Source organism: Mycobacterium sp. UM_11, assembly GCF_001414075.1.
GTDB lineage: Bacteria > Actinomycetota > Actinomycetes > Mycobacteriales > Mycobacteriaceae > Mycobacterium.
Map to the genome: position 1 here is coordinate 14,384 of NZ_LATC01000007.1, position 26,402 is coordinate 40,785.

General features: G+C 67.5%; 26 protein-coding genes and 2 tRNA genes. 12 read left to right on the forward strand and 16 right to left on the reverse strand.

Annotated features, from left to right (window positions below; all coding sequences use genetic code 11):
- Window positions 1-16: 16 nt before the first annotated feature.
- Entirely contained in the window at window positions 17-760 is a 744-nt protein-coding gene (locus tag WU80_RS03290) for a DUF881 domain-containing protein (protein ID WP_055404553.1), read from the reverse strand.
- Window positions 761-878: 118 nt separating this feature from the next.
- Here WU80_RS03290 and crgA point away from each other — a divergent pair, with 118 nt between their 5' ends.
- Both crgA and WU80_RS03300 read left to right on the forward strand, forming a co-directional pair.
- Window positions 879-1,160: a cell division protein CrgA gene (gene crgA, locus WU80_RS03295; RefSeq protein WP_055404552.1), complete on the forward strand. Its 282-nt coding sequence runs from the start codon at window positions 879-881 to the stop codon at window positions 1,158-1,160.
- A gap of 155 nt (window positions 1,161-1,315) precedes the next feature.
- Entirely contained in the window at window positions 1,316-1,744 is a 429-nt protein-coding gene (locus tag WU80_RS03300) for a PH domain-containing protein (RefSeq protein ID WP_055404551.1), read from the forward strand.
- Window positions 1,745-1,760: 16 nt separating this feature from the next.
- Here WU80_RS03300 and WU80_RS03305 read toward each other — a convergent pair whose 3' ends face one another.
- Window positions 1,761-2,309: a peptidylprolyl isomerase gene (locus WU80_RS03305; RefSeq protein WP_055404550.1), complete on the reverse strand. Its 549-nt coding sequence runs from the start codon at window positions 2,307-2,309 to the stop codon at window positions 1,761-1,763.
- A 128-nt stretch (window positions 2,310-2,437) separates the two neighbouring features.
- Between WU80_RS03305 and cwsA the strand changes: the two genes are divergently transcribed.
- Window positions 2,438-2,872: a cell wall synthesis protein CwsA gene (cwsA, locus tag WU80_RS03310; protein WP_055404549.1), complete on the forward strand. Its 435-nt coding sequence runs from the start codon at window positions 2,438-2,440 to the stop codon at window positions 2,870-2,872.
- 4 nt (window positions 2,873-2,876) lie between these two features.
- Here cwsA and WU80_RS03315 read toward each other — a convergent pair.
- From WU80_RS03315 to dnaA, 9 genes are all read right to left on the reverse strand, one after another.
- A tRNA-Ala gene (locus tag WU80_RS03315) sits at window positions 2,877-2,949 on the reverse strand.
- A 154-nt stretch (window positions 2,950-3,103) separates the two neighbouring features.
- A tRNA-Ile gene (locus WU80_RS03320) sits at window positions 3,104-3,177 on the reverse strand.
- A 60-nt stretch (window positions 3,178-3,237) separates the two neighbouring features.
- Window positions 3,238-4,104 carry a DUF3566 domain-containing protein gene (locus WU80_RS03325; protein WP_055404548.1) on the reverse strand — a complete coding sequence of 289 codons (867 nt, stop codon included), beginning with the start codon at window positions 4,102-4,104 and terminating at the stop codon, window positions 3,238-3,240.
- A gap of 76 nt (window positions 4,105-4,180) precedes the next feature.
- Complete coding sequence (gene gyrA, locus WU80_RS03330) at window positions 4,181-7,957, reverse strand: intein-containing DNA gyrase subunit A (RefSeq protein ID WP_055405726.1); 3,777 nt, start codon at window positions 7,955-7,957, stop codon at window positions 4,181-4,183.
- Window positions 7,958-7,993: 36 nt separating this feature from the next.
- Window positions 7,994-10,027 carry a DNA topoisomerase (ATP-hydrolyzing) subunit B gene (gene gyrB, locus WU80_RS03335; protein ID WP_055401399.1) on the reverse strand — a complete coding sequence of 678 codons (2,034 nt, stop codon included), beginning with the start codon at window positions 10,025-10,027 and terminating at the stop codon, window positions 7,994-7,996.
- A 255-nt stretch (window positions 10,028-10,282) separates the two neighbouring features.
- Complete coding sequence (locus WU80_RS03340) at window positions 10,283-10,846, reverse strand: DUF721 family protein (RefSeq protein WP_055401401.1); 564 nt, start codon at window positions 10,844-10,846, stop codon at window positions 10,283-10,285.
- Window positions 10,843-12,000 (reverse strand): DNA replication/repair protein RecF, encoded by a 1,158-nt coding sequence (gene recF / locus WU80_RS03345; RefSeq protein ID WP_055401403.1) that lies wholly within the window; start codon window positions 11,998-12,000, stop codon window positions 10,843-10,845. Before recF ends, WU80_RS03340 begins: the two co-directional genes overlap by 4 nt.
- The gene (gene dnaN, locus WU80_RS03350) at window positions 12,001-13,200 is read right to left on the reverse strand and encodes a DNA polymerase III subunit beta (protein ID WP_055401405.1); all 1,200 of its coding nucleotides are present in this window, start codon (window positions 13,198-13,200) and stop codon (window positions 12,001-12,003) included.
- A gap of 526 nt (window positions 13,201-13,726) precedes the next feature.
- Window positions 13,727-15,250: a chromosomal replication initiator protein DnaA gene (gene dnaA / locus WU80_RS03355; protein WP_055401468.1), complete on the reverse strand. Its 1,524-nt coding sequence runs from the start codon at window positions 15,248-15,250 to the stop codon at window positions 13,727-13,729.
- A gap of 601 nt (window positions 15,251-15,851) precedes the next feature.
- On the opposite strand from dnaA, the gene rpmH reads away from it, so the two are divergent.
- From rpmH to WU80_RS03390, 9 genes are all read left to right on the forward strand, one after another.
- On the forward strand, window positions 15,852-15,995 hold the full coding sequence (rpmH, locus tag WU80_RS25225; protein WP_073880743.1) for a 50S ribosomal protein L34: 144 nt from the start codon (window positions 15,852-15,854) through the stop codon (window positions 15,993-15,995).
- A gap of 23 nt (window positions 15,996-16,018) precedes the next feature.
- Window positions 16,019-16,381, forward strand: a complete 363-nt coding sequence (gene rnpA / locus WU80_RS03360) for a ribonuclease P protein component (RefSeq protein WP_055401407.1) — start codon at window positions 16,019-16,021, stop codon at window positions 16,379-16,381.
- Entirely contained in the window at window positions 16,378-16,713 is a 336-nt protein-coding gene (gene yidD / locus WU80_RS25230) for a membrane protein insertion efficiency factor YidD (protein WP_082459775.1), read from the forward strand. Before rnpA ends, yidD begins: the two co-directional genes overlap by 4 nt.
- Window positions 16,697-17,806 carry a membrane protein insertase YidC gene (yidC, locus tag WU80_RS03365; RefSeq protein WP_082459776.1) on the forward strand — a complete coding sequence of 370 codons (1,110 nt, stop codon included), beginning with the start codon at window positions 16,697-16,699 and terminating at the stop codon, window positions 17,804-17,806. Before yidD ends, yidC begins: the two co-directional genes overlap by 17 nt.
- A gap of 69 nt (window positions 17,807-17,875) precedes the next feature.
- Complete coding sequence (locus WU80_RS03370) at window positions 17,876-18,445, forward strand: R3H domain-containing nucleic acid-binding protein (RefSeq protein WP_055401409.1); 570 nt, start codon at window positions 17,876-17,878, stop codon at window positions 18,443-18,445.
- 59 nt (window positions 18,446-18,504) lie between these two features.
- Window positions 18,505-19,242, forward strand: coding sequence for a 16S rRNA (guanine(527)-N(7))-methyltransferase RsmG (gene rsmG, locus WU80_RS03375; protein WP_055401411.1), 738 nt, complete (start codon window positions 18,505-18,507; stop codon window positions 19,240-19,242).
- Window positions 19,239-20,219, forward strand: a complete 981-nt coding sequence (locus tag WU80_RS03380) for a ParA family protein (protein ID WP_082459777.1) — start codon at window positions 19,239-19,241, stop codon at window positions 20,217-20,219. The genes rsmG and WU80_RS03380 overlap by 4 nt, the downstream gene beginning before the upstream one ends.
- Before the next feature lie 23 nt (window positions 20,220-20,242).
- Window positions 20,243-21,226 carry a ParB/RepB/Spo0J family partition protein gene (locus tag WU80_RS03385; RefSeq protein ID WP_055401413.1) on the forward strand — a complete coding sequence of 328 codons (984 nt, stop codon included), beginning with the start codon at window positions 20,243-20,245 and terminating at the stop codon, window positions 21,224-21,226.
- Window positions 21,227-21,480: 254 nt separating this feature from the next.
- A complete protein-coding gene (locus tag WU80_RS03390; RefSeq protein ID WP_055401415.1) occupies window positions 21,481-22,233 on the forward strand; it encodes a hypothetical protein in 753 nt (250 codons plus the stop codon).
- On the opposite strand, the gene WU80_RS03395 is transcribed toward WU80_RS03390, so the two are convergent.
- The 5 genes from WU80_RS03395 to sigM all read right to left on the reverse strand — a co-directional run bounded on the left by WU80_RS03395 (window position 22,230) and on the right by sigM (window position 26,358).
- Window positions 22,230-23,450: an N-acetylmuramoyl-L-alanine amidase gene (locus tag WU80_RS03395; protein ID WP_055401417.1), complete on the reverse strand. Its 1,221-nt coding sequence runs from the start codon at window positions 23,448-23,450 to the stop codon at window positions 22,230-22,232. The genes WU80_RS03390 and WU80_RS03395 overlap by 4 nt on opposite strands.
- 134 nt (window positions 23,451-23,584) lie before the next feature.
- On the reverse strand, window positions 23,585-23,938 hold the full coding sequence (gene trxA / locus WU80_RS03400) for a thioredoxin (RefSeq protein WP_055401419.1): 354 nt from the start codon (window positions 23,936-23,938) through the stop codon (window positions 23,585-23,587).
- Window positions 23,935-24,942, reverse strand: a complete 1,008-nt coding sequence (trxB, locus tag WU80_RS03405; protein WP_055401421.1) for a thioredoxin-disulfide reductase — start codon at window positions 24,940-24,942, stop codon at window positions 23,935-23,937. The genes trxA and trxB overlap by 4 nt, the downstream gene beginning before the upstream one ends.
- 92 nt (window positions 24,943-25,034) lie before the next feature.
- Entirely contained in the window at window positions 25,035-25,760 is a 726-nt protein-coding gene (locus WU80_RS03410) for a hypothetical protein (protein ID WP_055401423.1), read from the reverse strand.
- Window positions 25,753-26,358, reverse strand: a complete 606-nt coding sequence (gene sigM / locus WU80_RS03415; RefSeq protein ID WP_055401425.1) for an RNA polymerase sigma factor SigM — start codon at window positions 26,356-26,358, stop codon at window positions 25,753-25,755. The genes WU80_RS03410 and sigM overlap by 8 nt, the downstream gene beginning before the upstream one ends.
- Window positions 26,359-26,402 lie beyond the last annotated feature (44 nt).

Sequence of the window (26,402 nt, forward strand, 5' to 3'; positions counted from 1 at the left end):
TACCGCCCGCCGGAAATCAGTAGCCGATGGTTCCCATGGGCTGCGCGAAGTGCAGCCGGTCCGGCTCGGTGTGACCGACGATCTGGACGTCGGGCTTGACCTCTTCGCGGTAGCCGAGCCCGAATCGGACCACGTACTGGCGGTACAGGACGACCAGGGGAGCGGCGGCCAGGACGGCCTGCATGGCGGCCGCGTTGCCGACCGCGGTGATCGTGTACGGCGGGCTGTAGGTGCGCCCGTTGAGCAGCAGGGTGTTGCCGACGCAGCGCGGCACCGAGGTGGCGATGATGCGCTGGTCCTGCATCTGGATCGCCTCGGCGCCCGCGCTCCACAGGGCGTTGAGCACGGCCTCGATGTCTTGCTGGTGCACCACCAGGTCGTCGGGGGAGGCGTCGCGGGGGAAGCGGCCGTTGGCGTCGCGGGGGGCGTCCTCCAGGGTGACCGTCAGGCCCGGGCCGTGCACGGGGTTCATGCCCGCCTCGGCGGCCAGCTCGGCGGAGCGCCGCAGCATCGCCGCCAACGCGCGATCCGAGGACCGTCCGTGCGCGGCGTCGATCTTGCCGGCCAGGGCGTCGCGCTGAGCGTTGAGATGATTCACCGACGCCTGGGCCTCACGGACCAGATCGACCAGCCGCGGGGCATCGCTGCGCCGGATTTCGGCGCCGCCGGACACCCCGTGCGTGGCGGCGAGGAGCAACCCGGCGAGCAGACAGACCACCGGTACGCCGAAGCGCCATGGTGACCGGTGTCCGTCGCTCATCGGCTCTCCAATTTCCAGGTCGCCGTGCCAGGTGAGTTAGTCTCGTAGCCAAGCTGCGTGTGCAGCTTCGGTCTTTATCGTCGCACCCCGTCCCGCTCACCGTCTTCTCGAGGTCATCATGCCGAAGTCCAAGGTCCGTAAGAAGAACGACTTCACCGTCAGCTCCGTGAGCCGCACGCCGGTGAAGGTGAAGGTCGGGCCGTCCAGCGTGTGGTTCGTCGCCTTGTTCGTCGGGCTGATGTTGATCGGGCTGGTCTGGTTGATGGTGTTTCAACTCGCGGCCGTCGGCAGCCAGGCGCCGACCGCCCTGAATTGGATGGCGCAACTGGGCCCGTGGAACTACGCGATCGCCTTCGCTTTCATGATCACCGGTTTGTTGCTGACGATGCGCTGGCACTGAGCGCGGCCCGGGGCGGAATGAATTCATTTTTGGGATGCTTCGTTACTGCGCCAGCAACGTTCCCGCCCCCCAATCACACGCGTGTGATTTATCCCCACTGTTGATAGCGTCTGTGGATAACTCCATCGGCCATGGTGGGAGGGCCTGAGCGGCGGATGCAGCAAACACAATGGGAGCCCCGCACGACGGGAATCGCTGGTTGTGGGGTCGCGGGCGTTTTGATGGCTATCGCCAGTGTGACCGCAGTCACAGACCCGCCGGGGCGCGTTTTAACGGGGATTGCCGGGGTGGGACTGATCTTGTTTGCGGGCGGCACGTGGCGCGCGCGCCCGAAGCTGGCAATTACGGCCGACGGCTTGCTGCTCCAGGGATGGTTCCGGACGCAGGTATTGCAGCCGTCCGACATCAAGATCATCCGGATCACCGAGTTCCGCCGCTACGGACGTAAAGTCCGGCTGCTCGAGGTCGAGACGGCCGACGGCGGCCTGCTGCTCTTCTCCCGTTGGGACCTCGGGACCGACCCGCTGGAGGTGCTCGACGCGCTGACGGACGCCGGTTACGCGGGCGCGCGTCCGCCGGGATGACGGGGCCTGGCCGGGCCTACGAGATCGTGATCGATTCGATGACGACCGGTTCGGTGGGGCGGTCGTTGCTGTCGGTCGACGTCGTCGCGATCGCGTCGACAACCTGCTGCGACTCGGGGTCCGTGACTTCACCGAAGATGGTGTGCCGCCGGTTCAGGTGAGGAGTCTTGCCCACCGTGATGAAGAACTGGGAGCCGTTGGTGCCCGGGCCGGCGTTCGCCATCGCCAGCAGGTATGGCTTGTCGAATTGCAGTTCGGGGTGGAACTCGTCGGCGAACTTGTAGCCCGGGCCGCCGCGACCGGTTCCGGTCGGGTCGCCGCCCTGGATCATGAAGCCCTGGATCACCCGGTGAAAGACCGCGCCGTCGTAGAACGGGCCGGAGGACCCGCCCGATGCGTTCTGGGTCGAGTACTCCTTGGTGCCCTGCGCCAGGCCGACGAAGTTGGCGACGGTCTTGGGGGCGTGGTTGCCGAACAGGGCGACTTTGATGTCGCCGCGGTTGGTGTGGAGTGTGGCGGTAGCGGTCTGAAAGGGGCTGTTGGTCACGGCATGAGAGTCTGCCACTACGCGTGGGTCCGCCCGCAGCCGGTGCCACCCAACCCGCGCGGGCGCCGAAAACGCGCCGCGCGCATAACGGTTCCGCCGGCGTCCCTATGCTGGCAGTCTGTTCAGGACGCACAGAAAGGCGGCAGATGAGCGCGAAGGCGGAATCTCGGCTGACCCCGCGGGAGCGACTTGCCCGCGGCCTGACCTACTCGACACTGGGACCGGTGGACGTGACCCGGGGGGTCGTCGGCCTGGGTGTCCAGTCGGCGCAGTCGGGCGCGTCGCAGATTCGCCGCAAGTATCAAGAGGGGCGCCTGGCCAAGGAGCTCGCCGCGGCCCAGGAGACGCTCGCCCAGGAGCTCGCGGCCGCGCAGGAGGTGGTGTCCAACTTGCCTCAGGCGCTGCAGGACGCGCGGCGGGCGCAGCGCCGAACCCGGCGCCCGTGGGTGTTCGCGGGGGCGGCGGTGGTGGTGCTTGCCGGCGGCGCCGTGGCGTTCAGCATCGTGCGGCGGTCGGTGCGGGCGAAGCCTCAGGATCCGCAGTCGCGGCCGCCAAGCGTCGACGTTCAGCCGCGCCCGTGATTTGTGGAGCCTAGGGGAATCGAACCCCTGACACCCGCCTTGCAAAGGCGGTGCTCTACCAACTGAGCTAAGGCCCCTCGCCGTGACTGGGTGGCTGACCGGACGGGTCGTCCACCGCCACGTGCCAGACCTCAACCCCACGCCGGGACCGCGCCACCGCCGCCGCCACCACAGCGATCAGTGTGATTGGCAGGGCGAGTCTTACGCAACGTCTGGACGGGCACATGGTTGTGGGCCTAGGAGGACTCGAACCTCCGACCTCTTCGTTATCAGCGAAGCGCTCTAACCGCCTGAGCTATAGGCCCGTACGCGCAGTACGGCCGAGCGACGAGATTACCGCAATCGCCGCCCCACCCCCAAAAACGCTAGTCGCGGTCCGCCAGAGTCACTTCGATGCCGCCGATCAGATCGGTGGTCAGGTTGTAGACGAACGCGGCGATGGTGGCCATCGCGGTCAAGAGCACGATGTTGACCAAGCCGATCAGCACGGCGCCGCCGAAGATGGTGCCGCTGGAAACGAGCTCGCCGCTGCTGCCGCTGGTGTTATTGAGCAGGTCGCCCACGTTGCTGTTGAGCTTGGACCACACGCCCATTCCGCCGAGCACCAAATACAGGAACGCCACGGCGATCATCCACACGAAGAACAACGCGACCGAGAGCAGCAGCGACACCTTCAGCGTGCTCCACGGGTCGATGCGGCGGATCTGCATGCTGGCCCGCACCGGGCCGCGCGGGCGCCGGGACACCTGGGTGCGGCTTTCCCGGCCCTCGCGGGCCTCCCGATTCTCCGCGCCCGACGACCGGCCGGCCCCCAGCAGGCTCGACGCCTCCGGCGAGCGCTCGGGCGGGGTCTTGCGCTGCGACGCCCGCGGAATCGGCCCAGACAGGTCCGGCAATTCGCTGGCGTACGCCTCCGCGGGCGGGCCGTCGCCACGGGGGTGCGGGGCGTCGGCCTCGTGCGGCGCGGTCTTGGCCTGCGGCGCGCCGGGTGCGGCGGTGCCGGATATGAAGCGGTTCAGCCGGGCCTCGACTCCGGTCGGTTGGCCCGGCTCGGCCGGGCGCTGCGGGGGACGGGGTCCGCCGCGCGGCCGCGGCGGCGAATCCCCGGCGTCCGGGGCACGGCCGCCCTGTGCGGGCGGCGCCGCGCGGTGTATACCGGCGCGCTCGGCCGAACCATCCCCGTTAGGGCCGTCGCCCTGATTGGGGACACCCGGCTCGTTCGGTGAGCTCACCCCGACTCCTTACATTGTCTGGTCGGGCCGAGTCTAATTGCCCGGCCGTTCGAGGGGCCGCCCGGATTGACACCGGCTAGCCGTCCGCGTCCGCGGCGCCCTCCGCTTCCTCGACGACCTCGTCCGCGTTCTCCTCCGCGTTGCGCGCGATGGCCAGCAGGGTGTTGTCCTCGCCCAGGTTCATCAGGCGAACGCCCTTGGTCTGCCGTCCCGCCTTGCGGACCTGTCTCGCATCGGTGCGGATCACTCCGCCGCCGGAGGTGATGGCGTAGAGCTCGCTGTCGTCGTCGACGATCAACGCGCCCACCAACCTGCCGCGCCGCCGGTCGTACATCACCGTCAGCACACCCTTGCCGCCGCGGCCCTGCACCGGATACTCCTCGATCGCGGTCCGCTTGGCGTAACCGCCGGAGGTCGCCACCAACAGGTACGTGCCTTCACGAACCACGTTGAGCGACAACAGGTAATCGTCCGCGTTGAACCGCATGCCCTGCACGCCGGAGGTGGCGCGCCCCATCGGGCGCAGCGCCTCGTCGGTCGCCGAGAACCGGATGGATTGACCGTTGGCCGACACCAGCAGCAGGTCCTCGTCCGACGAGCACAGCACCGCGCCGACGAGCTCGTCGTTGTCGCGCAGGTTGATCGCCACGATCCCGCCGGACCGGTTGGAGTCGAAGTCGGTCAGCTTGGTCTTCTTGACCAGGCCGTTGCGGGTGGCGAGCACCAGGTACGGGGCGTCCTCGTAGCTGCGGATCTGGATGACCTGGGCGATGCGCTCCTCGGGCTGGAAGGCCAGCAGGTTGGCGACGTGCTGGCCGCGCGCGGTCCGGGACGCCTCGGGCAGTTCGTAGGCCTTCGCGCGATAGACCCGGCCCTGGGTGGTGAAGAACAGGATCCAGTCGTGGGTCGAGCTCACGAAGAAGTGCTTGACGATGTCGTCCTGCTTGAGGCCGGCGCCCTGCACGCCCTTGCCGCCGCGTTTCTGGCTGCGGTACAGGTCGGTCTTGGTGCGTTTGGCGTAGCCGGTCTCGGTGATGGTGACGACGACGTCCTCGCGGGCGATCAGGTCCTCGTCGCTGACCTCGCCGTCGGCCGCGACGATTCGCGTGCGGCGGTCGTCGCCGTGCTTCTCGACGATCTCGGCGAGCTCGTCGCGCACGATGCCACGCTGCCGCTCGGGCTTGGCCAAGATGTCTTCCAGGTCGGCGATCTCGGCCTCGATCTTGGCCAGGTCGTCGATGATGCGCTGGCGCTCCAGGGCCGCCAGGCGACGCAACTGCATGTCCAGGATCGCCTGGGCCTGGATCTCGTCGATGTCGAGCAGTTCGATCAGGCCGGCCCTTGCGATGTCGACCGTCTCCGACGCGCGAATCAGGGCGATCACCTCGTCCAGCGCGTCGAGGGCCTTGACCAGGCCGCGCAGGATGTGGGCGCGTTCGTTGGCCTTGCGCAACCGATAGGTGGTGCGCCGCACGATCACGTCGAGTTGGTGCGCCACGTAGTGGCGGATCATCTGGTCCAGCCGCAGCGTGCGCGGCACCCCGTCGACGATGGCCAACATGTTCGCGCCGAAGCTGGTCTGCAGCTGGGTGTGCTTGTAGAGGTTGTTCAGCACCACCTTGGCCACGGCGTCGCGCTTGATCTCGACGACGATGCGCACGCCGACGCGGTCGCTGCCCTGGTCCTCCACATTGGAGATGCCGGCCAGCCGGCCGTCGCGAACCTGCTCGGCGATCGAGGTGATGAAGTTGTCGTGGTTCACCTGGTACGGCAACTCGGTGATCACCAAAGAGGTTCGGCCCCTTGCCTCTTCGACCTCCACGACGCCACGCATCCGGATGGACCCGCGGCCGGTCTTGTAGGCGTCGGAGATGCCCTGGCTGCCGACGATCAAGCCGGCGGTGGGGAAGTCGGGCCCCTTGACGCGCTCCATGCACGCCGCCAGGGTGGCCTCCTCGTCGGCCTCGTGGTTTTCCAGGCACCAGAACACGGCCTCGGCGAGCTCCCGCAGATTGTGCGGCGGGATGTTGGTCGCCATGCCGACCGCGATGCCGCCCGAGCCGTTGGCGAGCAGGTTGGGGAACCGGCTGGGCAGCACCGTAGGCTCTTGCACCCGGCCGTCGTAGTTGGGGATGAAATCGACTGTCTCCTCGTCGATTTCGCGCAGCATCTCCATGGCCAACGGCGTAAGGCGCGCTTCGGTGTTGTGACTGACGAAGCCGTTGGAGAGGAATGCGTGGTCGTCGGTATCAACGCGCAGGCTGTATACCGGCTGTACCCCCGCCTCCGTCACCGATGCGACCCGCGCGTAATAGAACCGGCCGTCGGTGAGGTCGGTCGCGATCGCACGTACATCCGGATCCGCAATGTGCGCAAGGATTTCAGCGCCGCGATCGCGCCAGCGTTGAATGCGGTCGATGTTGTGGCGGTTCAGCCAGTCGCGGTCGATCCACCTGCCGCCCGCATGCTTGCGGATGAATGCGGCCAGCCCCGGAACGTGGTCGGCATCCCTGCCGGCGCACGCGGGCATCGCGGCAAGAATTCGCGTCAGCTTGGCTTGCTTGGCACCACCGAAACCGATCCGGGTAGCGAACAGTTCGGCTTGGGCACGGTTGGTTACGACGACCTTGTACTCGCCGACCGCAAATCGGTACCGCTTTGAAACGACCCCGAACTCCAGCAACATCTGCTGGACGTCCACCGCCAGCTGCTCGCTGCGTGTGGAGTAAGAGATCTGAATGGTATTGCGCGGCAAAGCGGAGCAAGAGCCGTCGCCCTCAAAGAGGGCCTGGAGGAACGCCCGCTTCACGGCGGCCGGTGATTGCCAAAGCCATTGCGGCACATGCTTGTCGGCAGACCGTTGCCCGCATAGAACCGCGAGTCGCGTCTTCTGGATCGCCCTCAAGTTCTGCACGTCCAGTTCGTGCAATGTCGATCCCGAGGCGATCGTGCGGGAGTAGGCATAGCGCGGACCACCCACGACGGCGTCGTATGAGGCGACCACCATGTTGAAATAGTCGCGATCGCAGTTGTTGAACCCCGCGCGTGTTTCGGATACGAATCCCTCGCTGATGAAGGCGCCCAGCAGAAGCGCTTCCATCACGTCGTGCCAGTCGGCGGGCCCGAACTCCATCGAAGGGGTGCGCTGCAACACGACATGGTCGTCGGGCCGAATTTCTTCGATCAGTTTCCACAGCAGCGTCGGTACGCCACCGACGTCGACCAGGCACAGCAACGGGTGGTTCGACGTGCCGGTGACTTGATAGCCCTCGGCGGTGCGCACGGTGTAGGTCTGGTGCTCGCCCGAATGAAACAGGCGATCCACTGCAACAGGGTTGCCATGGCGGTCTAATACCTTGAGTTCGACAGCGTTGTCCGAGTTGGGCCGGGCGGCCGGAACGACATCGCCGATCCGTACGGATTGCCCAAACGGCAAGCGCACCAACGTATCACCCGTCAGGCAGTAGCGCATCGCCGCTGGTGGGTCGTTGCCCGGAGAGCCGAAGTTGCCCTGGCCGTCGACCAGGGGGTAGCGCAGCGACCACGGCTGCGCCATGCGCACCAAGGTGTCGTAGATCGAAGCGTCGCCGTGGGGGTGGTAGTTGCCCATCGTTTCGGCGACCGACCGCGCCGACTTTGCGTGGCTGCGATCCGGGCGGAAGCCCGAGTCGTACATCGCGTACAGCACGCGGCGGTGCACCGGCTTGAGGCCGTCGCGCACCTCGGGCAGTGCGCGCCCGACGATCACGCTCATCGCGTAGTCGATGTAGCTGCGCTGCATCTCCTGCTGAATGTCAACCGGTTCGATGCGGTCGCCGGCCTCGTCGCCGGGGGGCAGCGTGGTGTCAGTCATCTATTCCCCTTTTTCGGGTTGGCGTGCCTGACTGCGTCAGACATCCAGGAAGCGAACGTCTTTGGCGTTGCGGGTGATGAAGCTGCGGCGGGCGTCGACGTCTTCGCCCATCAGGATGGAGAACAGTTCGTCGGCCGCCGCGGCGTCGTCCAGCGTGACTTGACGCAGTACACGCACCGACGGGTCCATCGTGGTCTCCCACAATTCCTTGGCGTCCATCTCACCCAGACCCTTGTACCGCTGGATGCCGTCCTCTTTGTTGATCTTCTTGCCGGCCTTGAGCCCCGCCTCGAGCAGGCCGTCGCGTTCGCGGTCGGAGTATGCGAACTCCGGGTCGCTGCGCTGCCACTTCAGCTTGTACAGCGGCGGTTGGGCCAGGAAGACATGCCCGTGCTCGATCAGCGGCCGCATGAACCGGAACAGCAGCGTCAGCAGCAGGGTCGAGATGTGCTGGCCGTCCACGTCGGCGTCGGCCATCAGGACGATCTTGTGGTAGCGCAGCTTGGTGATGTCGAACTCGTCGTGGATGCCGGTTCCCAGCGCGGTGATGATCGCCTGGACTTCGGTGTTCTTCAGCACCCGGTCGATGCGGGCCTTCTCGACATTGATGATCTTGCCGCGCAACGGCAGGATCGCCTGGAACATCGAGTCGCGACCGCTCTTCGCCGAGCCGCCGGCCGAATCACCTTCCACCACATACAGTTCCGACTTGCGCGGGTCGGTGGAGCGGCAGTCGGCGAGCTTGCCGGGCAGGCCGCCGAGGTCCGTGGCGCTCTTGCGGCGCACCAGTTCGCGCGCCTTGCGCGCCGCGATCCGCGCCTGCGCCGACGACACCGCCTTGTTCACAACGGTTTTCGCCTCCGAGGGGTTGGCCTCGAACCAGTGCGTCAGCTGTTCGTTGCACACTTTCTGCACGAACGACTTGACCTCGGTGTTGCCCAGCTTGGTCTTGGTCTGGCCCTCGAACTGCGGCTCGCTGACCTTGACCGAGATGACCGCCGCCAGCCCTTCCCGGATGTCATCGCCGGTGAGGTTGGGGTCCTTGTCCTTCAGCAGCTTCTTGTCTTTGGCGTACTTGTTCACCACCGATGTCAGCGCGCTGCGGAAGCCCTCTTCGTGGGTGCCGCCCTCGTGCGTGTTGATGGTGTTGGCGAAGGTGTGCACCGACTCCGAGTAGCCGCCGTTCCACTGCATCGCGATTTCGACCTCATGGCCGGTGCCCTTGCCGTCGAAGTCGATGACGCTCTGCTGGATCGGGCTCTTCGTGCGGTTGATGTGCTTGACGAAGTCGACCAACCCGCCGGGGTAATGGAACGTGCGGTGCTTGACCTTATGCGGCGCAGTCGATTCCGCGGCCTTTTCCTCGGCGGACTTGGGTGCCTCGGCGGTGTCGCTGACCACCTCATCGACGACCTCGTCCTGCTCGACGCGTTCGTCGGTGAGGTTGATGGTGAGGCCCTTGTTCAGGAAGGCCATCTCCTGGAGCCGGCGCGCGACGGTCTCGAAGTCGTATTCGAGAGTTTCGAAGATCTCGGGATCGGCCCAGAACCGGATGGTGGTGCCGGTCTTCTTGGTGGCCTCGCCCTGCTTGAGGGTGCCGGGCACGGCGCGGTCGTAGTACTGGAACCACTCGTGCCCGTCGCGTTTGATGTTGACTTCCAGACGGGTGGACAGCGCGTTGACCACCGACACACCGACGCCGTGCAGCCCACCGCTGACGGTGTAGCCGCTGTTCTCGCCGCCGAACTTGCCGCCGGCGTGCAGCTGGGTCATCACCACGTCGACGGTGGGCGCGCCGGTGGCGTGCATGGCCACCGGGATGCCCCGCCCGTCGTCGGTGACCTCCACGCTGCCGTCATCGAGGAGCCGCACATCGACCTTGGTGGCGTAACCGGCCATCGCCTCGTCCACCGAGTTGTCGACCACCTCCCAGATGAGGTGGTGCAGACCGCGCTCACCGGTGGACCCGATGTACATGCCGGGGCGTTTGCGGACGGCCTCGAGCCCTTCGAGCACGGTGATCGCTGACGCGCCGTATTCGTCTTGCGCCTTCTTCTTCTGGGCAGCCACGGTCGGAATGCTCTCCTTGGGGTTTCATGCGGGCGGTTCCAGTCACCGCATCAGCCGCATCCCGCCAGTCTACCGTGATGACCCGCCCGCACCGATTCTCTGGGCGCGTTTCTACCCAGCTAACTGCGCCGTGCGGACGATTTCTTTATTCCGGCCGCGTCCCGACGTGCGTCAAGGCACTTCACGTCGTCCTAGCGGCTTTGAGCGGCCTGTTGATGAAGGCCTGGTTGGGGATAATCGGTGCCGGTCGTGACCCTAGCCGTAAGTATCGCGCGGACCCCGGCCGGCGATGTGGCGTGGCCCCTTGCGCCACGACGGGGCGGCCGGCCCGGTGATTTTCAGCGACGTCACCACCCCGTTGCCGACGGCCGCGGCGATCTTGGCCAACAATTGCGACTGGATCATCCGCAGCTGGGTCGCCCAGGCGGTGGATTCGGCCGTCACGCTGAGAACCCCGTCGCTCAACGCGGTCGGCGTCGCGTGGTCGGCGATCTGCTGGCCCACCACCGCCGACCAGTTGCCGATCACCGTGCCCTCGGCGACTTGCGCCGACCACCCGCGCTTCTTGGCCAGGTCCCGCGCCAACCGGCCCAGCGGTTGCGGATCGCGGGCGTCGGGTCCCGGCCCCGACCAGCTGCGCCGCTGCCCGGCGACCCGCCGGGTGGACGGCGGCATCGCACGCCCCCGGCCAGCGTCCTTCCCTTGGGCGCGGGCCGCCGCGCGCGCTTCCTCGAGCGTGCGCCGGACCAAGTCGATGCCGCGCAGCAGGCCCGGATCGTTAGCGGCGGACCCTTGTTCGTTGTCGTCGGCGTCGGTCACGGCCGCACCGCCGATACCCGGCCCTGGTCGTCGTCGCGCAATTCGATATGGATCTGCCTGGCGTCCCAGCCCGCCGGAATGTCTTCCAGCACGGCGGCGGTGACCAAGACCTGCTCCGCCGATTCCGCCACCGTCGCCAGCGCCCGGCGCCGGGCCGTGTCCAGTTCGGCGAACACGTCGTCGAGCAACAACACGGGTTCGGTGCCGTCGGCCCGCAACAACTCGTACGAGGCCAGGCGCAGCGCCACCGCGAACGACCACGATTCCCCGTGGCTGGCAAAGCCTTTCGCGGGCTGATCGCCCAGCCATAACTCGAGATCGTCGCGATGCGGCCCCACCAGACACATGCCGCGGTCCAGTTCGGCATCGCGGCGCTGCGCCAACGCGGCCAACAGCGCCGCCTCGAGGAACTCACGGTCGCTGCCGCCACCATCGGCCGCCCCCTGCGCCCCGAGGCTGCTGCGGTAGGCGATCGAGGCCGGCCGAGACGCCGGGGCCAGCAGTTGGTACGCCTTCTCCACCTCCGGGGCCAGTTGGTTGACCAGGTCGATGCGCGCCGCCATCAGCTGCGCGCCGTGTTCGGCCAGCCGGCTGTCCCAGACGTCGAGGGTGTCGAGCGCGCTGCGGTCGCCGCGGTGGCGGATGCCGGCGGCGGACTTCAACAATGCGGTGCGCTGGCGTAGCACCTTCTCGTAATCCGCGCGCACCGCGGCCACCGCCGGCCGCCGCACCGTCGCCAAATCATCGAGGTAGCGGCGACGATCCGCCGGATCCCCGCGCACCAGGGCCAGGTCCTCCGGAGCAAAGAGCACGGCGCGCAAGACCCCGATCACCTCGCGCGTGCTGCGCACCGGTGACCGGTTCAGCCGCGCCTTGTTCGCCCGTCCCGCCGCGATTTCCAGGTCGAGCGCGAGCTCCCTGCCCTCGTTGACCACGATCGTCGACACCACCGCACGATCCGCGCCGGCCCGGATCAACGGGGCGTCGGTGCCCACCCGGTGCGATCCCAATGTCGTCGAAAACCAAAGTGCCTCAACGAGATTCGTTTTCCCGAAACCGTTCTGACCGACGAAGACCGTCCGGCCCGGCTCCAGTTCAAGGTCGGCGTGCGCCCAGGACCGGAAATCGCGCAGTCCCAAATGCCGGACGTACACCTATCCGGGCAACCGAACTGGCATCAACAGGTAGACGTAATCCGTCGGCAGGGCCGCGAAGGGCCCGTTGCCGGTGGGGGAGCTGTCATCGGCCGAGGCCGGCCGCAGCAACGCCGGCTTGCCCGGGGTGGTGAATCCGAACGACACCCGCTCCGAGTGGACCGCGGCCAGCCCGTCGGTCAGGTAGGTGGGGTTGAACGCGATCGTCAACGGTTCACCGACGAAGTCCACGGCCAGGTCCTCTTCGGCCCGGCCGACATCGTCGGCGCCCGCGGACAGCCGCAGCGAACCTTCGGAGAATTCCATCCGCACCTGCGCGCCCCGGTCGGCCACCAACGCCACCAGCTTGATCGCCTCGGTCAGCTCGGCCACGTTGATGGTCGCCACCGCCGTGTGCTCGGCGGGCAGCAACTGGCGGAACTTCGGGAACTCCGCATCGAGCAGCCGCGTCGTACTGCGCTTGCCGTTCCCGCTGATGCCGAGCAGGCCGTCCTTGCCGACCCCGCTGCCCGCGCCCAGCGACAGCCGAACCTCGGAACCATCGGCGCCGGCGCGCGCCGCCTCGGCCAACGTCTTCGCCGGCACCAGGACGGCGGCCTCGATGTCGGGCGACGATGGCGACCAGGTCAGTTCACGCACCGCCAACCGGAACCGGTCGGTGGCGGCCAAAACCACCTTGTCGCCCGAGATCTCGACCCGGATCCCGGTCAACATCGGCAAGGTGTCGTCCCGGCCCGCGGCAATGGCCACCTGGCTGATGGCCTCGGCGAACACCTCGGCCGGCAGGGTGCCGGTCTCTTCCGGCAGGACCGGCAACGTCGGGTAATCCTCCACCGCCATCGTCGGCAGCGAGAACCTCGCACTCCCGCAGTTCAGCGCGACCCGATTCCCGTCGACGTAGAAGTCGACGGGTTTGTTGGGCAGCGCCCGGGTGATGTCCGACAACAACCGCCCGGACACGAGAACACTTCCCGGAGAAGCGATTTCGGCCGCGACTTGCGCTTCGGCCGACACCTCGTAGTCGAATCCGGAGATCGTCAGGCCCTCGTCCGAACCGGACAACAACACCCCCGACAGCACCGGCACCGCCGGCCGGGCCGGCAGATTCTTCGCCACCCACGACACCGCGTCGGCGAAAGACTCCCGTACCAAACGAAATTTCAAGTCGCTGAGGCCAGCTCTTGTCGTCGCCGCGTCCATAGCGTCCCTTCAACTACCCAGCGTTTCAAGTCCAGTGGCTAGCCTTCCCCCGCTAGCTTGGGGCTCCGCCACGAACGTCACCGACATGTCATGCCAACGACGACCGCAACGGCAGTCGAAGAACAACCGTAGATCGTCGGAGGCCATCTTGAAAGCTAATCGCGAAGGCCGACAAGCCGGGTTCCCGACGGCCCCGCGGCGCGTGTTCAACGGGGCGTCCCCAGCGCTGTATTTCAAAGAAGAAACGACGAATAGATCTCAGTACTAGTAATAAGGCCTGTGCATTCTGGGGATAGCGACAGCGCGCCGCAGCTAGGGCGTGGATCGGCCTGTGGAGCATGAGGTGCATAACTGTGCGGCTCGTGTGGGGCCGTTGGGGAGCAAGGGCGGCTGTGCACGGCGCCCGGCTTAGTACACCGGTGTTTGATTGCGTTTTGCACAGTCCTGCGCACAACCCGCGGGTGTGGCGGGTGTGACAGGCGTGCGGGAAGTTTTTTGAAGAAAGTTGCGCGGCGGGGGCGCCGAATCAGCGCTTGGAGCGCTGGCGGATGCGAGTGGTGAGCTCCTTGACGTGATCGAAGACCTCACGCCGCTCGGCCATCTCGGACAGAATCTTGCGTTGGGCGTACATCACGGTGGTGTGGTCGCGGCCGAACGCCTGCCCGATTTTGGGCAGCGACAGGTCGGTGAGCTCGCGGCAGAGATACATCGCGATCTGCCGTGACTGTGCCAGCGCGCGCGTCTTGCCGGGCCCGCGCAGTTCTTCCACGGTGGTGTCGAAGTATTCGGCGGTGGCGGCCATGATGGTCGCCGCGCTGATCTGCATGGTGCTGGCGTCGGCGATGAGGTCGCGCAGCACGATCTCGGCCAGGGCCTTGTCGATCGGCGTCTTGTTCAACGAGGCGAACGCGGTGACCCGGATGAGGGCGCCCTCGAGTTCGCGGATGTTGCGCTCGATGCTGCTGGCGATGAGTTCCAGTACGTCGTCGGGCACCGCAAGGCGCTCCATTTGCGCCTTCTTGCGCAGAATCGCGATGCGGGTCTCCAACTCCGGGGGCTGGACGTCGGTGATCAGGCCCCACTCGAATCGGGTGCGCAGGCGGTCTTCGAGGGTGGCGAGCTGCTTGGGCGGCCGGTCCGAGGAGATCACGATCTGCTTGTTCGCGTTGTGCAGCGTGTTGAAGGTGTGGAAGAACTCCTCCTGGATACCTTCCTTGCCCTCGATGAACTGGATGTCGTCGACCAGCAGCACGTCGACGTCGCGGTAGCTGCGCTTGAAGGCGACCTTGCGGTCGTCGCGCAGTGAGTTGATGAAGTCGTTGGTGAATTCCTCGGTGGACACGTACTTGACCCGCATCCCGGGGAACAGTCGCTGCGCGTAATTGCCGGCGGCGTGCAACAGGTGGGTCTTGCCCAGACCGGACTCGCCCCAGATGAACAACGGGTTGTAGGCGCGCGCCGGCGCTTCCGCGATCGCCAGGGCCGCCGCGTGTGCGAAGCGATTGGACGCCCCGATGACGAATGTGTCGAAGGTGTAGCGGCGGTTCAGGCTCGTCCCGCCGGCGACGGCGGGGTCGGCCGGATGCGGGCGCTCGGTGAAGTAGTTGGGCCAGCTCTGCGGCGCACCGTCGGGGGCTTCGCCGTTTTCGTCGGCTTCCTCGATGTCGACGGCCTCGTCGTCCGGTGCCTCGGGTTGGGCAAACGGTTCGGCCTGCGCGATCACGGCCTCGTCGTCATCGTCGGGCGGCGCGATGCGCACCCCGAGCTGAATCTGTTGGCCGAGGCGGCGGCTGAGTGCGTCGGTGATCGGGGCGCGCAGATGACGTTCGATCTCGTTCTGGACGAAACTGCTCGGCACCGACAGCAGGGCGAAGCCCTCCACGATGGTCAGGGGCTGGACCAAATTCAGCCAGGCCCGCTGCTGCGGGGTGAGGGGGGTGATCAGCGTGGTGCGGTTGGCGGCGACGCCGTCCGGGGTGGATTCTCCGTTGAGTTCCGAGACGACCGCGTTCCACACGGTCGTGAAACCTGAACCGGGGTCATCGGTCAACGACGCATCCCCCTGGTTCTCGAGCATCCCGGGTCGAAGTACAACCACGCCTGCCGACAAAGCAACTGTCCACATAGTTATACACAGGTGTGGACAGGATGAGCGTATGCGAGCCACAACCTACCGGCGACGGCTCGCGATCTCCGTGCTGGAAGAAAACCTTTTCAAAGGCTGTCTAGGCAGCTAGTCGACCCACCATCCTCGCTTGTTTGTCGAGCGCCGTTGCAGTCTAAAACGACACTGGCAGAAGCTAACAGTTTTCCGTGCGGCTGCCAACCGTTCTGCTGCATTCCAATCGGGTTGTTTAGGGTTCGGTGGGCCTCGTTCGGCTCGACGCCGGCGCGCAACCCCGTGCGGACCGGTCGGTGAGGCCGAGGTTTTGCGCCGGGATCGAGCGGCTGCGTTGTGGCAGGCCAGGTTTGACCAGGCGAAGCGCGGTCAGTACCCTCAAACAGTCGCCCGAAAGTCGGCGATGCGGCTGCGACCCAGGTCTGCCTGGGGACCGCGCCGGCCAGCAGCAAGATTACCTCCGACCGACCCGCAGACGAGCGAGACGTCTGGCCGGCCGGATGGAAATGCGAGACACAACGAGGAGACCGTCGTGGCCAAAGGCAAGCGGACATTCCAGCCGAACAACCGGCGCCGAGCCCGCGTGCATGGCTTCCGGTTGCGGATGCGTACCCGCGCCGGACGCTCGATTGTGTCGAGCCGGCGCCGTAAGGGGCGCCGCGCGCTATCTGCCTGATCGTAACGTCGGGTTCTTCGGCGGTGCTTCCCGCACGCAACCGCATGAGGCGGTCAACGGAGTTCGACGCGACGGTGAAGCACGGAATCCGCGCGGCGCAGCCCGACGTGGTGGTGCATCTCCGGCGCGCGGCCGATCGTGACGCGGCGACGGCTCCCCGCGTGGGATTGATCGTGGGCAAGTCCGTGGGCTCGGCGGTGGAGCGCCACCGGGTTGCCCGCCGGCTGCGGCACGTCGCGCGTTCCGTCCTGAGCGAACTGCACGACTCCGAGCACTTGGTCATCCGGGCGCTGCCGGGCAGCCGGACCGCATCCTCGGCGCGGCTGGAACAGGAGCTGCGCCGCGGGGTGCGGCGGGCCCTCGAGACCGCGGGAGCGCACCGGTGACCCCGCGGGCCGTCCTGCGCACCGTGGGCACCGCGGCCGCGCGGGGTTTGATCTCGCTCATCCAGCTGTACCGGCACATGGTCTCGCCGCTGCGGCCGGCGACGTGCCGGTTCGTCCCGACCTGCAGCCAGTATGCGGTCGACGCGTTGACCGAGTACGGATTGATGCGGGGGAGTTGGTTGGCCGCGGTCAGGCTTGCCAAGTGCGGACCCTGGCATCGGGGCGGATGGGATCCGATACCGGAACGTCCGGGTTGCCAGATGAACTTCGAAGAAGCCAGCGACGCGTGGGCCCGCCCGGCGGCGCGAGGGGAGAGTGGAACTCTTGTTTGATTTCTTTAGCCTCGACTTCGTCTACTACCCGGTGTCGTGGATCATGTGGGCTTGGTACAAGTTGTTCGCCGCGATGCTGGGGCCGTCGAACTTTTTCGCTTGGGCGCTATCGGTGATGTTCCTGGTCTTCACCCTGCGCGCCCTGCTGTACAAGCCGTTCGTGCGGCAGATCCGCACCACCCGTCAGATGCAGGAACTGCAACCGCAAATCAAGGCGCTGCAAAAGAAGTACGGCAAGGACCGCCAGCGGATGGCGCTCGAGATGCAGAAGCTGCAACGCGAGCACGGGTTCAACCCCATCCTCGGCTGCCTGCCGATGCTGGCGCAGATCCCGGTGTTCATCGGCCTGTATCACGTGTTGCGGTCGTTCAACCGCACCACGGGCGGCTTCGGTCAGCCGCACCTGTCGGTGATCCAGAACCGCATGACCGGTAACTACGTCTTCACCCCGACGGACGTCGGACACTTCTTGGACGCCAATCTGTTCGGCGCACCGATCGGCGCGTTCATGACGCAGCGGACCGGGTTGGACGCCTTCACCCACTTCAGCCGGCCGGCCGTCATCGCCGTCGGCGCGCCGGTAATGATCCTGGCCGGCATCGCGACCTACTTCAACAGCCGCGCATCGGTGGCCCGCCAGAGCCCGGAGGCCGCGGCCAATCCGCAGACCGCGATGATGAACAAGCTTGCGCTGTATGTGTTTCCGCTCGGCGTGGTCGTCGGCGGACCCTTCCTGCCACTCGCGATCATCCTGTACTGGTTCGCCAACAACATCTGGACGTTCGGTCAGCAGCACTACGTGTTCGGCATGATCGAAAAAGAGGACGAGGCCAAGAAACAGGAAGCGCTGCAGCGCCGAGCGGCCAACGCGCCGGCACCGGGGGCCAAACCCAAGCGCAATGCGAAGGCGGGCCAGCCAAGCGGCGATGGGTCGCCAACCGCCGGGGTGGGGGAGTCCGGCCCCGATGCCGCCGACGGCGCGGACGCCGCGGCGAAGCCCGAGGCGACCAAGCCGAATCCCAGTGGACAAAACGGTGGCACGCCCAACCGCACGCCGCGGCCGGGCGCGCGACCCAAGAAACGCAAACGCTGACAGAGCCATACCGGGCGGGCCGGGAGGACCACCCGATGGCAGGGACCCGCGGATGAGGGAGAGAAAGACATGACCGACGCAGACACCACGACCGAGCACGACGTGGACACCGAACTCGACGAGCAGCCGTCATCCGAGAATGGCGCGGAGGCGGGCGCGGACGAAGTCGACGACCAGGAAGAGCGATTGGTCGCCGAAGGTGAGATCGCCGGCGACTACCTGGAGGAGCTGCTCGACCTGTTGGACTTCGACGGCGACATCGACCTGGACGTCGAGGGCAACCGCGCCGTGGTGAGCATCGACGGCAGCGACGACCTGAACAAGTTGGTGGGTCGTGGCGGCGAGGTGCTCGACGCGCTGCAAGAGCTCACCCGGCTCGCGGTGCATCAGAAGACCGGAGTGCGTAGCCGGTTGATGCTCGACATCGCCAGTTGGCGCCGCCGCCGCCGCGAGGAGCTGGCGGCCCTGGGCGACAAGGTGGCGCGGCGGGTGTTGGAGTCCGGCGAGCGCGAGGAGCTATCCCCGATGACGCCGTTCGAGCGCAAGATCGTGCACGACGCCGTCGCCGCGGTGCCCGGGGTGCACAGCGAGAGCGAGGGCGTGGAGCCCGCGCGCCGCGTCGTCGTCCTCCACGACTAGCGAGTTACAGGCGTGTAGTTCCGACGCCAAGGCCCGTCGCGCGTCAGGCAAAGCAGAGGATGTTTCACGTGAAACATGTCGGCCCGGTCGAACCCGCGGCGGACAGCTCTGCCCCGCACGGGCCCGGCGCCGCCCCAGAGGCCGCCGCGGCGATTTTCGGTCCGCGCATCGACCTCGCGCGGCGCTACGCGGACCTGCTGGCCGGACCCGGAGTCGAACGGGGCCTGCTCGGCCCGCGCGAGGTGGAGCGGATCTGGGAGCGGCATATCCTCAACAGCGCCGCCGCGGCCGAGCTCCTCGAGCCCGGCGAACGGGTCATCGACATCGGCAGCGGCGCCGGCCTGCCCGGCATCCCGCTGGCGCTCGCGCGGCCGGACCTCGACGTGGTGCTGCTCGAGCCGCTGCTGCGCCGCAGCGAATTTCTCAGCGAGGTCGTCGACCAACTAGGGTTGGCCGTCGAGGTGGTCCGCGGCCGTGCCGAGGAACTGTGGGTTCGTCATCAGTTCGGGGAAAGGGATGCGGCGGTGTCACGAGCGGTTGCGGCGTTGGACAAGTTGGCGAAGTGGAGCATGCCGCTGCTGCGGCCGGGCGGCCGGATGCTCGCGATCAAGGGGGAGCGCGGCCGCGACGAAGTTGAACAGTATCGGCGTGTGATGGCCGCATCGGGCGCCGTTGATGCCAGGGTGGTGACATGTGGCGCGACCTATTTGCGTCCCCCCGCAACCGTAGTTATAGCCCGGCGCGGAAGGCCGCCGCGCCATCAGCCGACACGGATCGGGAAGGCCGGAAACCGATGAGCAATCCGGGAGAATCGCCGACGGTCGCCGGAGCGCCGCCGAGCGTCACCCACACCCCGCCGCCCCCGGCGCCTGCCCCCACGGGCGATCCCGCCGCGAATGTTTCACGTGAAACAGCGGACGAATACGACACCCCGATCGGCGCCGCCGCCGAACGGGCGATGCGGGTCCTGCACACCACGTATCCACCGCTGCGCCGGCCGAGCCACCGTCGAGTGCTCACCGTCGCCAATCAGAAGGGCGGGGTGGGCAAGACCACCACCGCGGTGAATCTCGCCGCCGCCCTCGCGCTGCAGGGCCTCAAGACATTGGTCATCGACCTCGACCCGCAGGGCAACGCCAGCACGGCGCTCGGCATCACCGACCGGCAGTCCGGCACGCCGTCGTCGTACGAGGTGCTCATCGGCGAGGTCAAGGTCAAGGACGCGCTGCGGCGCAGCCCGCACAACGAGCGCCTGTTCTGCGTCCCGGCCACGATCGATCTGGCGGGCGCGGAGATCGAATTGGTGAGCATGGTGGCGCGCGAGAACCGGTTGCGGACCGCCCTGGCCGACCTGGACGACCTGGACTTCGACTACGTCTTCGTGGACTGCCCGCCGTCGCTGGGATTGTTGACCATCAACGCGCTCGTCGCCGCGCCGGAAGTGATGATCCCGATCCAGTGCGAGTACTACGCGCTCGAGGGTGTGTCACAGCTGATGCGCAACATCGAGATGGTGAAGGCGCACCTCAACCCGCGGCTCGACGTGTCCACCGTGGTGCTCACGATGTACGACGGCCGGACCAAGCTCGCCGACCAGGTGGCCGAAGAGGTGCGCCGGTACTTCGGGGCGAAGGTGCTGCGCACGGTGATCCCGCGCAGCGTGAAAGTATCCGAGGCGCCCGGCTACAGCATGACCATCATCGATTACGACCCCGGCTCGCGCGGGGCGATGAGCTATCTCGACGCGAGTCGTGAACTCGCTGAGCGTGACTGACCACCATTCGTGAAGGGACGACCATGACGCAGCCACTACGCAAGAAGGGCGGCCTCGGCCGGGGCCTGGCTTCGCTGATCCCGACCGGTCCCGCCGAGGGTGACTCGGGTCCCGCGACACTCGGCCCGCGGATGGGGGATGCGGCCGCGGACGTCTTGATCGGCGGACCGGGACCGGACCTCGCCCCGGCGGGCGCGGTGTATCGCGAGACCGCCCCGGCCGACATCGAGCCCAACCCCCGCCAGCCGCGCCAGGTGTTCGACGACGAGGCGCTGTCCGAACTGGTGCACTCCATCCGCGAGTTCGGGCTGCTGCAGCCGATCGTGGTGCGAGCCGTCCCAGGCGCCAAGACGGGCCCGCGGTATCAGATCGTCATGGGGGAGCGGCGCTGGCGGGCCGCCCAGGAGGCGGGACTGGCCACGATCCCCACCATCGTCCGCGAGACCGGCGACGACAACCTGCTGCGCGACGCCCTCCTGGAGAACATCCACCGGGTGCAGCTGAACCCGTTGGAAGAGGCGGCGGCATACCAACAGCTGCTCGACGAGTTCGGCGTCACCCACGATGAACTCGCCTCGCGCATCGGCCGGTCTCGCCCGCTGATCACCAACATGATCCGCTTGCTCAAGCTGCCGATCCCGGTCCAGCGGCGGGTGGCCGCGGGGGTGCTGTCCGCCGGTCATGCCCGCGCCCTGCTGTCCCTGGAAGCCGGGCCCGAGGCCCAAGAAGAACTCGCCAGCCGGATCGTCGCCGAGGGCCTGTCGGTGCGGGCCACCGAAGAGGCGGTGACACTGGCCAATCGGGCCGGCGCCACCGCCCCGGCCCCCCAGCGGCGCAAGCCGATCCAGATGCCCGGCCTGCAGGAGGTCGCCGACCGGCTGTCGAACGCCTTCGATACCCGGGTGACGGTCAGCCTGGGCAAACGCAAGGGGAAGATCGTGGTCGAATTCGGCTCGGTGGACGATTTGCAGCGAATCATCGACATGATGACCGCCGCCAAGGCCTGACCCGCCATACCCTGTAATTACGTCACTGTGACACCGGGGCGGTCACGAACGCGCAACAACCGGGCCTGATTACGAAAGCGCATGCGTTTCAACGATTTTCGGTAACGAACCGGCCGCGGGCGTAACGCGTGCGGCGGTCCGCCACCGTGATCGGCGCCTCGACGACAAATCTGGCCCGATAACGACATACTCTCCTATCCTGGAGGGGTTGCCGGTGCAAAAGGCTGCAGTACCGCACAGGAGCCAGGAGGCTAGTGTCCGCTCGAATCACACCGTTGCGCCTCGAGGCCTTCGAGCAGCTTCCCAAGCACGCGCGCCGCTGCGTCTATTGGGAAGTCGACCCGGCGACCCTCGGTAACCAGGACCACCTCGCGGACCCCGAGTTCGAAAAGGAAGCCTGGTTGTCGATGGTCATGCTGGAGTGGGGGTCCTGCGGCCAGGTCGCGACCGCGGTCGCGGACGAGAGAAGCCAGAGCGAGCCGCCGTGCCTGGGCTACGTGTTCTACGCACCGCCGCGCGCGGTGCCGCGCGCGCAGCGGTTTCCCACCGCGCCGGTGTCCGCGGACGCGGTGCTGCTCACGTCGATGGGCATCGAGCCCGGGCAGGCCACCGACGACCTGCCGCACGGACTGCTCGCCCGGGTGATCGACGAGCTGGTCCGGCGTGGAGTCCGGGCCCTGGAGGCCTTCGGTCGCACGCCGGCGGCTTCGGAATTGCAGGACCCGTCGAAGGCGAGCCCGGATGTGCGGCCGGTGCTGGAGGCCGTCGGCGACTGCTCGGTGGACCACTGCGTGCTCGACGCCGAATTCCTACAGGACGCGGGATTCGTTGTAGTGGCGCCCCATCCGTACTTTCCGCGGCTGCGACTCGAATTGGACAAAGGCCTGGGGTGGAAGGCCGAGGTCGAGGCGGCCCTGGAACGCCTGCTGGAAAACGCGCAACTGCAGGAGCCGGTCGGGGCGGGGTCCGCGGCGGGAAATGCGTTGCGGGGCGGCGAGATCGGTTAGGAGCCGCCGAGCCGGCTGGCCCGGTCCACGGAGAGTTCGTGGGCCAGCAGTTCGGCGAAGGTGAACGTGCCCGTGGGCCGGTCGTTCTTGCCCAGCAGGTAGAGCCGCTTCACCGCGGCGAGGATGCCTTCGGCAATCGCGTCGCGCGTTTGGGTGGAGACCAGCATCGCGCGGTCCTGGGGATTGGTGATGTAGCCGACGTCGACCTGCACTGTCGGCATCCGGGTCAGACGCAACAGATCCCACGTCCGGCCATGCGTCCGGCAATCCCGTAACCCGGTGCGGGCCACCACTTCTCGCTGGATGAAGTCCGCGAGATTGCGTCCGATCGTGGATACCGAGCCGTGCGAGTTTCCGAAATGAAAGGACGCCACGCCGTTGGCCGACGGGCTGGGCTGGTTCTCGCAGCGCAAGCTGATCATCAGATCCGCCCCGACGTTGTTGGCCGTGGCGGCGCGTTCGGCATCCGACGGGCTGCGGTTCGCCGGCCGCGACAGGAAGGTCTCCATGCCGATGGCGGTCATCCGCCCCTCGAGCCGGCTTGCCAAGTCCCACAACACATCCGCTTCGCTGACCGGACCCGATGGGCCCTGCATAAGCTCGCCGCGGTCGGTGCCGCCGCGGCCCGGATCGATGATGATCCGCTTGCCCGACAACTTGGGTCCCGACCGGCGGACCAGCTCCTCCTCGCGGATCGCGTGCGGTGAGCCACCGGTGACGCGGGAGCTGAGAAAGTACAAGGAGCGCAACGTTTCTGGACCGCAGATACCGTCCGCGGCCAACCCGTACTCACGCTGGTAGGACATCAGCGCGTTGTGCGTCTGCAGGCCGAAGTGCCCGTCGACCAGGCCGGTGTAGAACCCGAGGTCCTGCAGGCGCGCCTGCAGGGTGGCCACGTCGTCCCCATACAGCGGGGCGCCGAACTGGTGATACAGCGTGCGCGCGCCCAGCCGGTAGGACGCCTCCTTCAGGGCGCGGTAGGTGGCCTCGCCAACAATGCCGTCGACCAACAGGCCGCGGTGCTGCTGGAAGGCCCGCACCGCCTGGTCGAGTTCGGCGTCGAAGACCTCGAGGGAAACGTGGCGGCCGGTAGTGAGGTCTTCCTCGGGGCTGTCCAGCAGCCCTAACGCCGCCAGCGTAGCCCGGATTTCGGTCACAGCCGCGCTGCGGTCACCACAGCGCAGCGCATCGCCGTATTCACGGCGCGGACTCGACATACCAAAGGCCCTCCGGGACACACTGACAGGCTCGCATCTGGGCGACAGCTACCGGATATTGTCGCAGACGCTTCGCCCATTCGGGAAAACCCCAGGCTGAACGCGGGGCGTGGTGTGGCGAATTTAGAACGAAATCAGCTGAGGTTGGGGACGGCGTCGGCGAGCTCGCGCAGCAGGGCCGCCTTGCCCTTGGCGCCCACGATCCGTTTCACCGGTTGGCCGTCTTTGAACAGGATCATGGTGGGGATCGAGACGACCTGGAAGTCCCGCGCGGTTACCGGGTTGGCGTCCACGTCGAGCTTGGCGACGGTGAGTTGCTCGCCGCGCTCACTGGCAATCTCTTCGAGCACCGGCGCGACCATCTTGCACGGCCCGCACCACGTCGCCCAAAAGTCAACCAGCACAGGCTTATTGCTGGACAACACCTCCGTGGAAAAGGAGGCGTCAGAGACTTCGATTGTGGCTCCGGCCTTTTCGGCGTCGGTCATTGAGGTGCTCCAATCATCTCGGTACTGCCCGGAAATTCGGTGGCGTCGCTTTGCGCGGCCGAGCTGGAATCCACGTGGTCGGCCAGCCAGCGTTCGGCGTCGATGGCCGCCGCGCAGCCGCTGCCGGCGGCCGTGATGGCTTGGCGGTAGGTGCGATCCACCAGATCCCCGGCGGCGAACACCCCCTCGATCGACGTGGCCGTGGTGCGGCCCTGCACCAGCACGTAGCCCTCGGGGTCGGTGTCAAGGACGTCGCGCACCAGTTCCGAGCGCGGGTCGTGGCCGATGGCCACGAACACTCCCGTGACGGGCAGGGTGGATTCCTCGCCGGTGACCGTGTCGCGCATCCGCAAACCCGTCACCGTCTGGTCCCCTTCGACGCCCAGCACGGCCTTGTTGGTCACGATGGTGATCTTCTCGTTGGCCCGGGCGCGTTCGAGCATGATGCGCGACGCGCGGAACTCGTCGCGGCGGTGCACCAAGGTGACGCTGCGCGCGAAGCGGGTCAAGAAAGTGGCTTCCTCCATCGCCGAGTCCCCACCGCCGATCACGGCAATGTCTTGATCTTTGAAGAAGAACCCGTCGCAGGTCGCGCACGAACTCACCCCGCGCCCCAGCAGTTCCTGCTCACCGGGCACCCCCAGATACCGCGCCGCCGCGCCCATGGCGAGGATGACCGCCCGCGCCCGGACGGTTTCGCCCTCGGCGGTGGTGACCGATTTGACCGGCCCGTCCAACGAGACGGATTCGACGTCTTCCATCCGCAGGTCGGCGCCGAAGCGCAGCGCCTGCTCGCGCATCTGATCCATCAGCTCCGGACCGGTGATGCCGTCACGAAAACCCGGGAAGTTCTCCACCTCGGTGGTCGTCATCAACGCGCCACCGAACGACGTGCCCTCGAAGACCACCGGCGCCAGCTGCGCCCGCGCCGCGTACAACGCCGCGGTGTATCCGGCAGGACCCGAACCAATGATGATCACGTCGTGCACAGTGTCGGCGGTCATAGATCCCTTTCAAACGATCGTCCCTGGATTCGTACAAACGCCAGCGTAGGCACGGCTGTTCCCGGGCGAGTCGGACAACCCATGGGACCACACTAGGGGCGGGGGACCTGGGTGCTGGCCAACAAGCCGGTATCGGCGGCGCTGCAGTTCAACGCGACCGCGTAGACCGCCAGGCTGTGGGGTGTGTCGCCCGGCACCACCAGCACGATCCCGGGGCGGGCGTTGATGTCGACCCGCCGCGCGCCCAGCACCTGGGCGGACGCCGGGTAGCCCAGGCCGGTGAGGCAGGAGGCCCGCCGCGCCGGGTCCGCGAGCGGGCCGTAATCGGGGCTCTGCCCGAGCAGGCCGAGGATTTCGTCCTGCGACAGCGGGATCGTCATCGGCGGCGTCGACACCGTGATGTGCTCGGCGGTGACCGGCGTGCTGGAGGCCGGCTCGGGCGCGTTGATCAGAGCCGCGGTGCCCACACCGACTGCGGCGAGCATCGCGCCGACGCCGACCACCCCGGCGGCCACCCGCGCGGGACCGATCCGCGGCCGGGCCGAGTGGCCGGCCGGGCCGGCGTCTGCCGAATCCAGCGCCGCCGCGATCCGGGCGGTGACCTCCGGCGGGACGTCGGGCGCCGGGTCCGCCCCCAGCGTGGCGACGTCACAGCGCACGCGGTTCAGGGCGCGCAGGATCTGCTCCGCCTCCGGGTCATCGCGGACCCGCTGCCGCACGCGCGCGGCGGACTCGTCATCGAGCAGGCCGGCCTGCAGATCGGCGAGAAGCTCGACCGTCAGGGGCGGCTCGTCGGCCTCGTCGTCGGCTTCACTCATCCGCCCCAGTGTCCGTCATGCGCCGCTTGACGGCCATCGGCGGGTCGGGCGCGGCGTTCAGATAGCCGAGGAGTTCCGCGAGGCGCACCCGGGCCCGCGCGCAGCGACTCTTGACGGTGCCCTCGGCGACGCCCAGCAGCGCGGCGGTGTCGGCCACGGAGTAGCCCTGCATGTCGACGGCCACCACCGCCGCCCGCTGCTCGACCGGAAGCCGCATCAGGGCGCGTTGCACCACCATCGCGGTCTCGACCTGGGCAGTCCGATCCGCCACCGCGTAGACGTCCTCCAGCGGGGCGGTCGGGTGCGCCTTGATGCGGCGCAGCCGGTCCAGGCAGGCGTTGACGACGATGCGATGCAGCCAGCTGCCCACCGCGGCGTCATGCCGGAACGCGCCGGCGCCGCGGTGTGCCGAGAGCATCGCGTCCTGCAGCGCGTCCTCGGCGTCCTCGGCAGTGCGCGTGGTGAGCCGGGCCAGCCGGTGCAGCTGTCGTCGATGGCGAAGGAACAGCTCGCCGAAGGCGTGGCGGTCGCCGGCGACGTGTGCTGCCAGCAGCTCGGCGTCACTGCGTTCGCGCTGGATGTCTCGCCGGGAGCCCACGGCCGGACAGTAACCAATCGCCTGCGGGCGGGCACTTCACCACC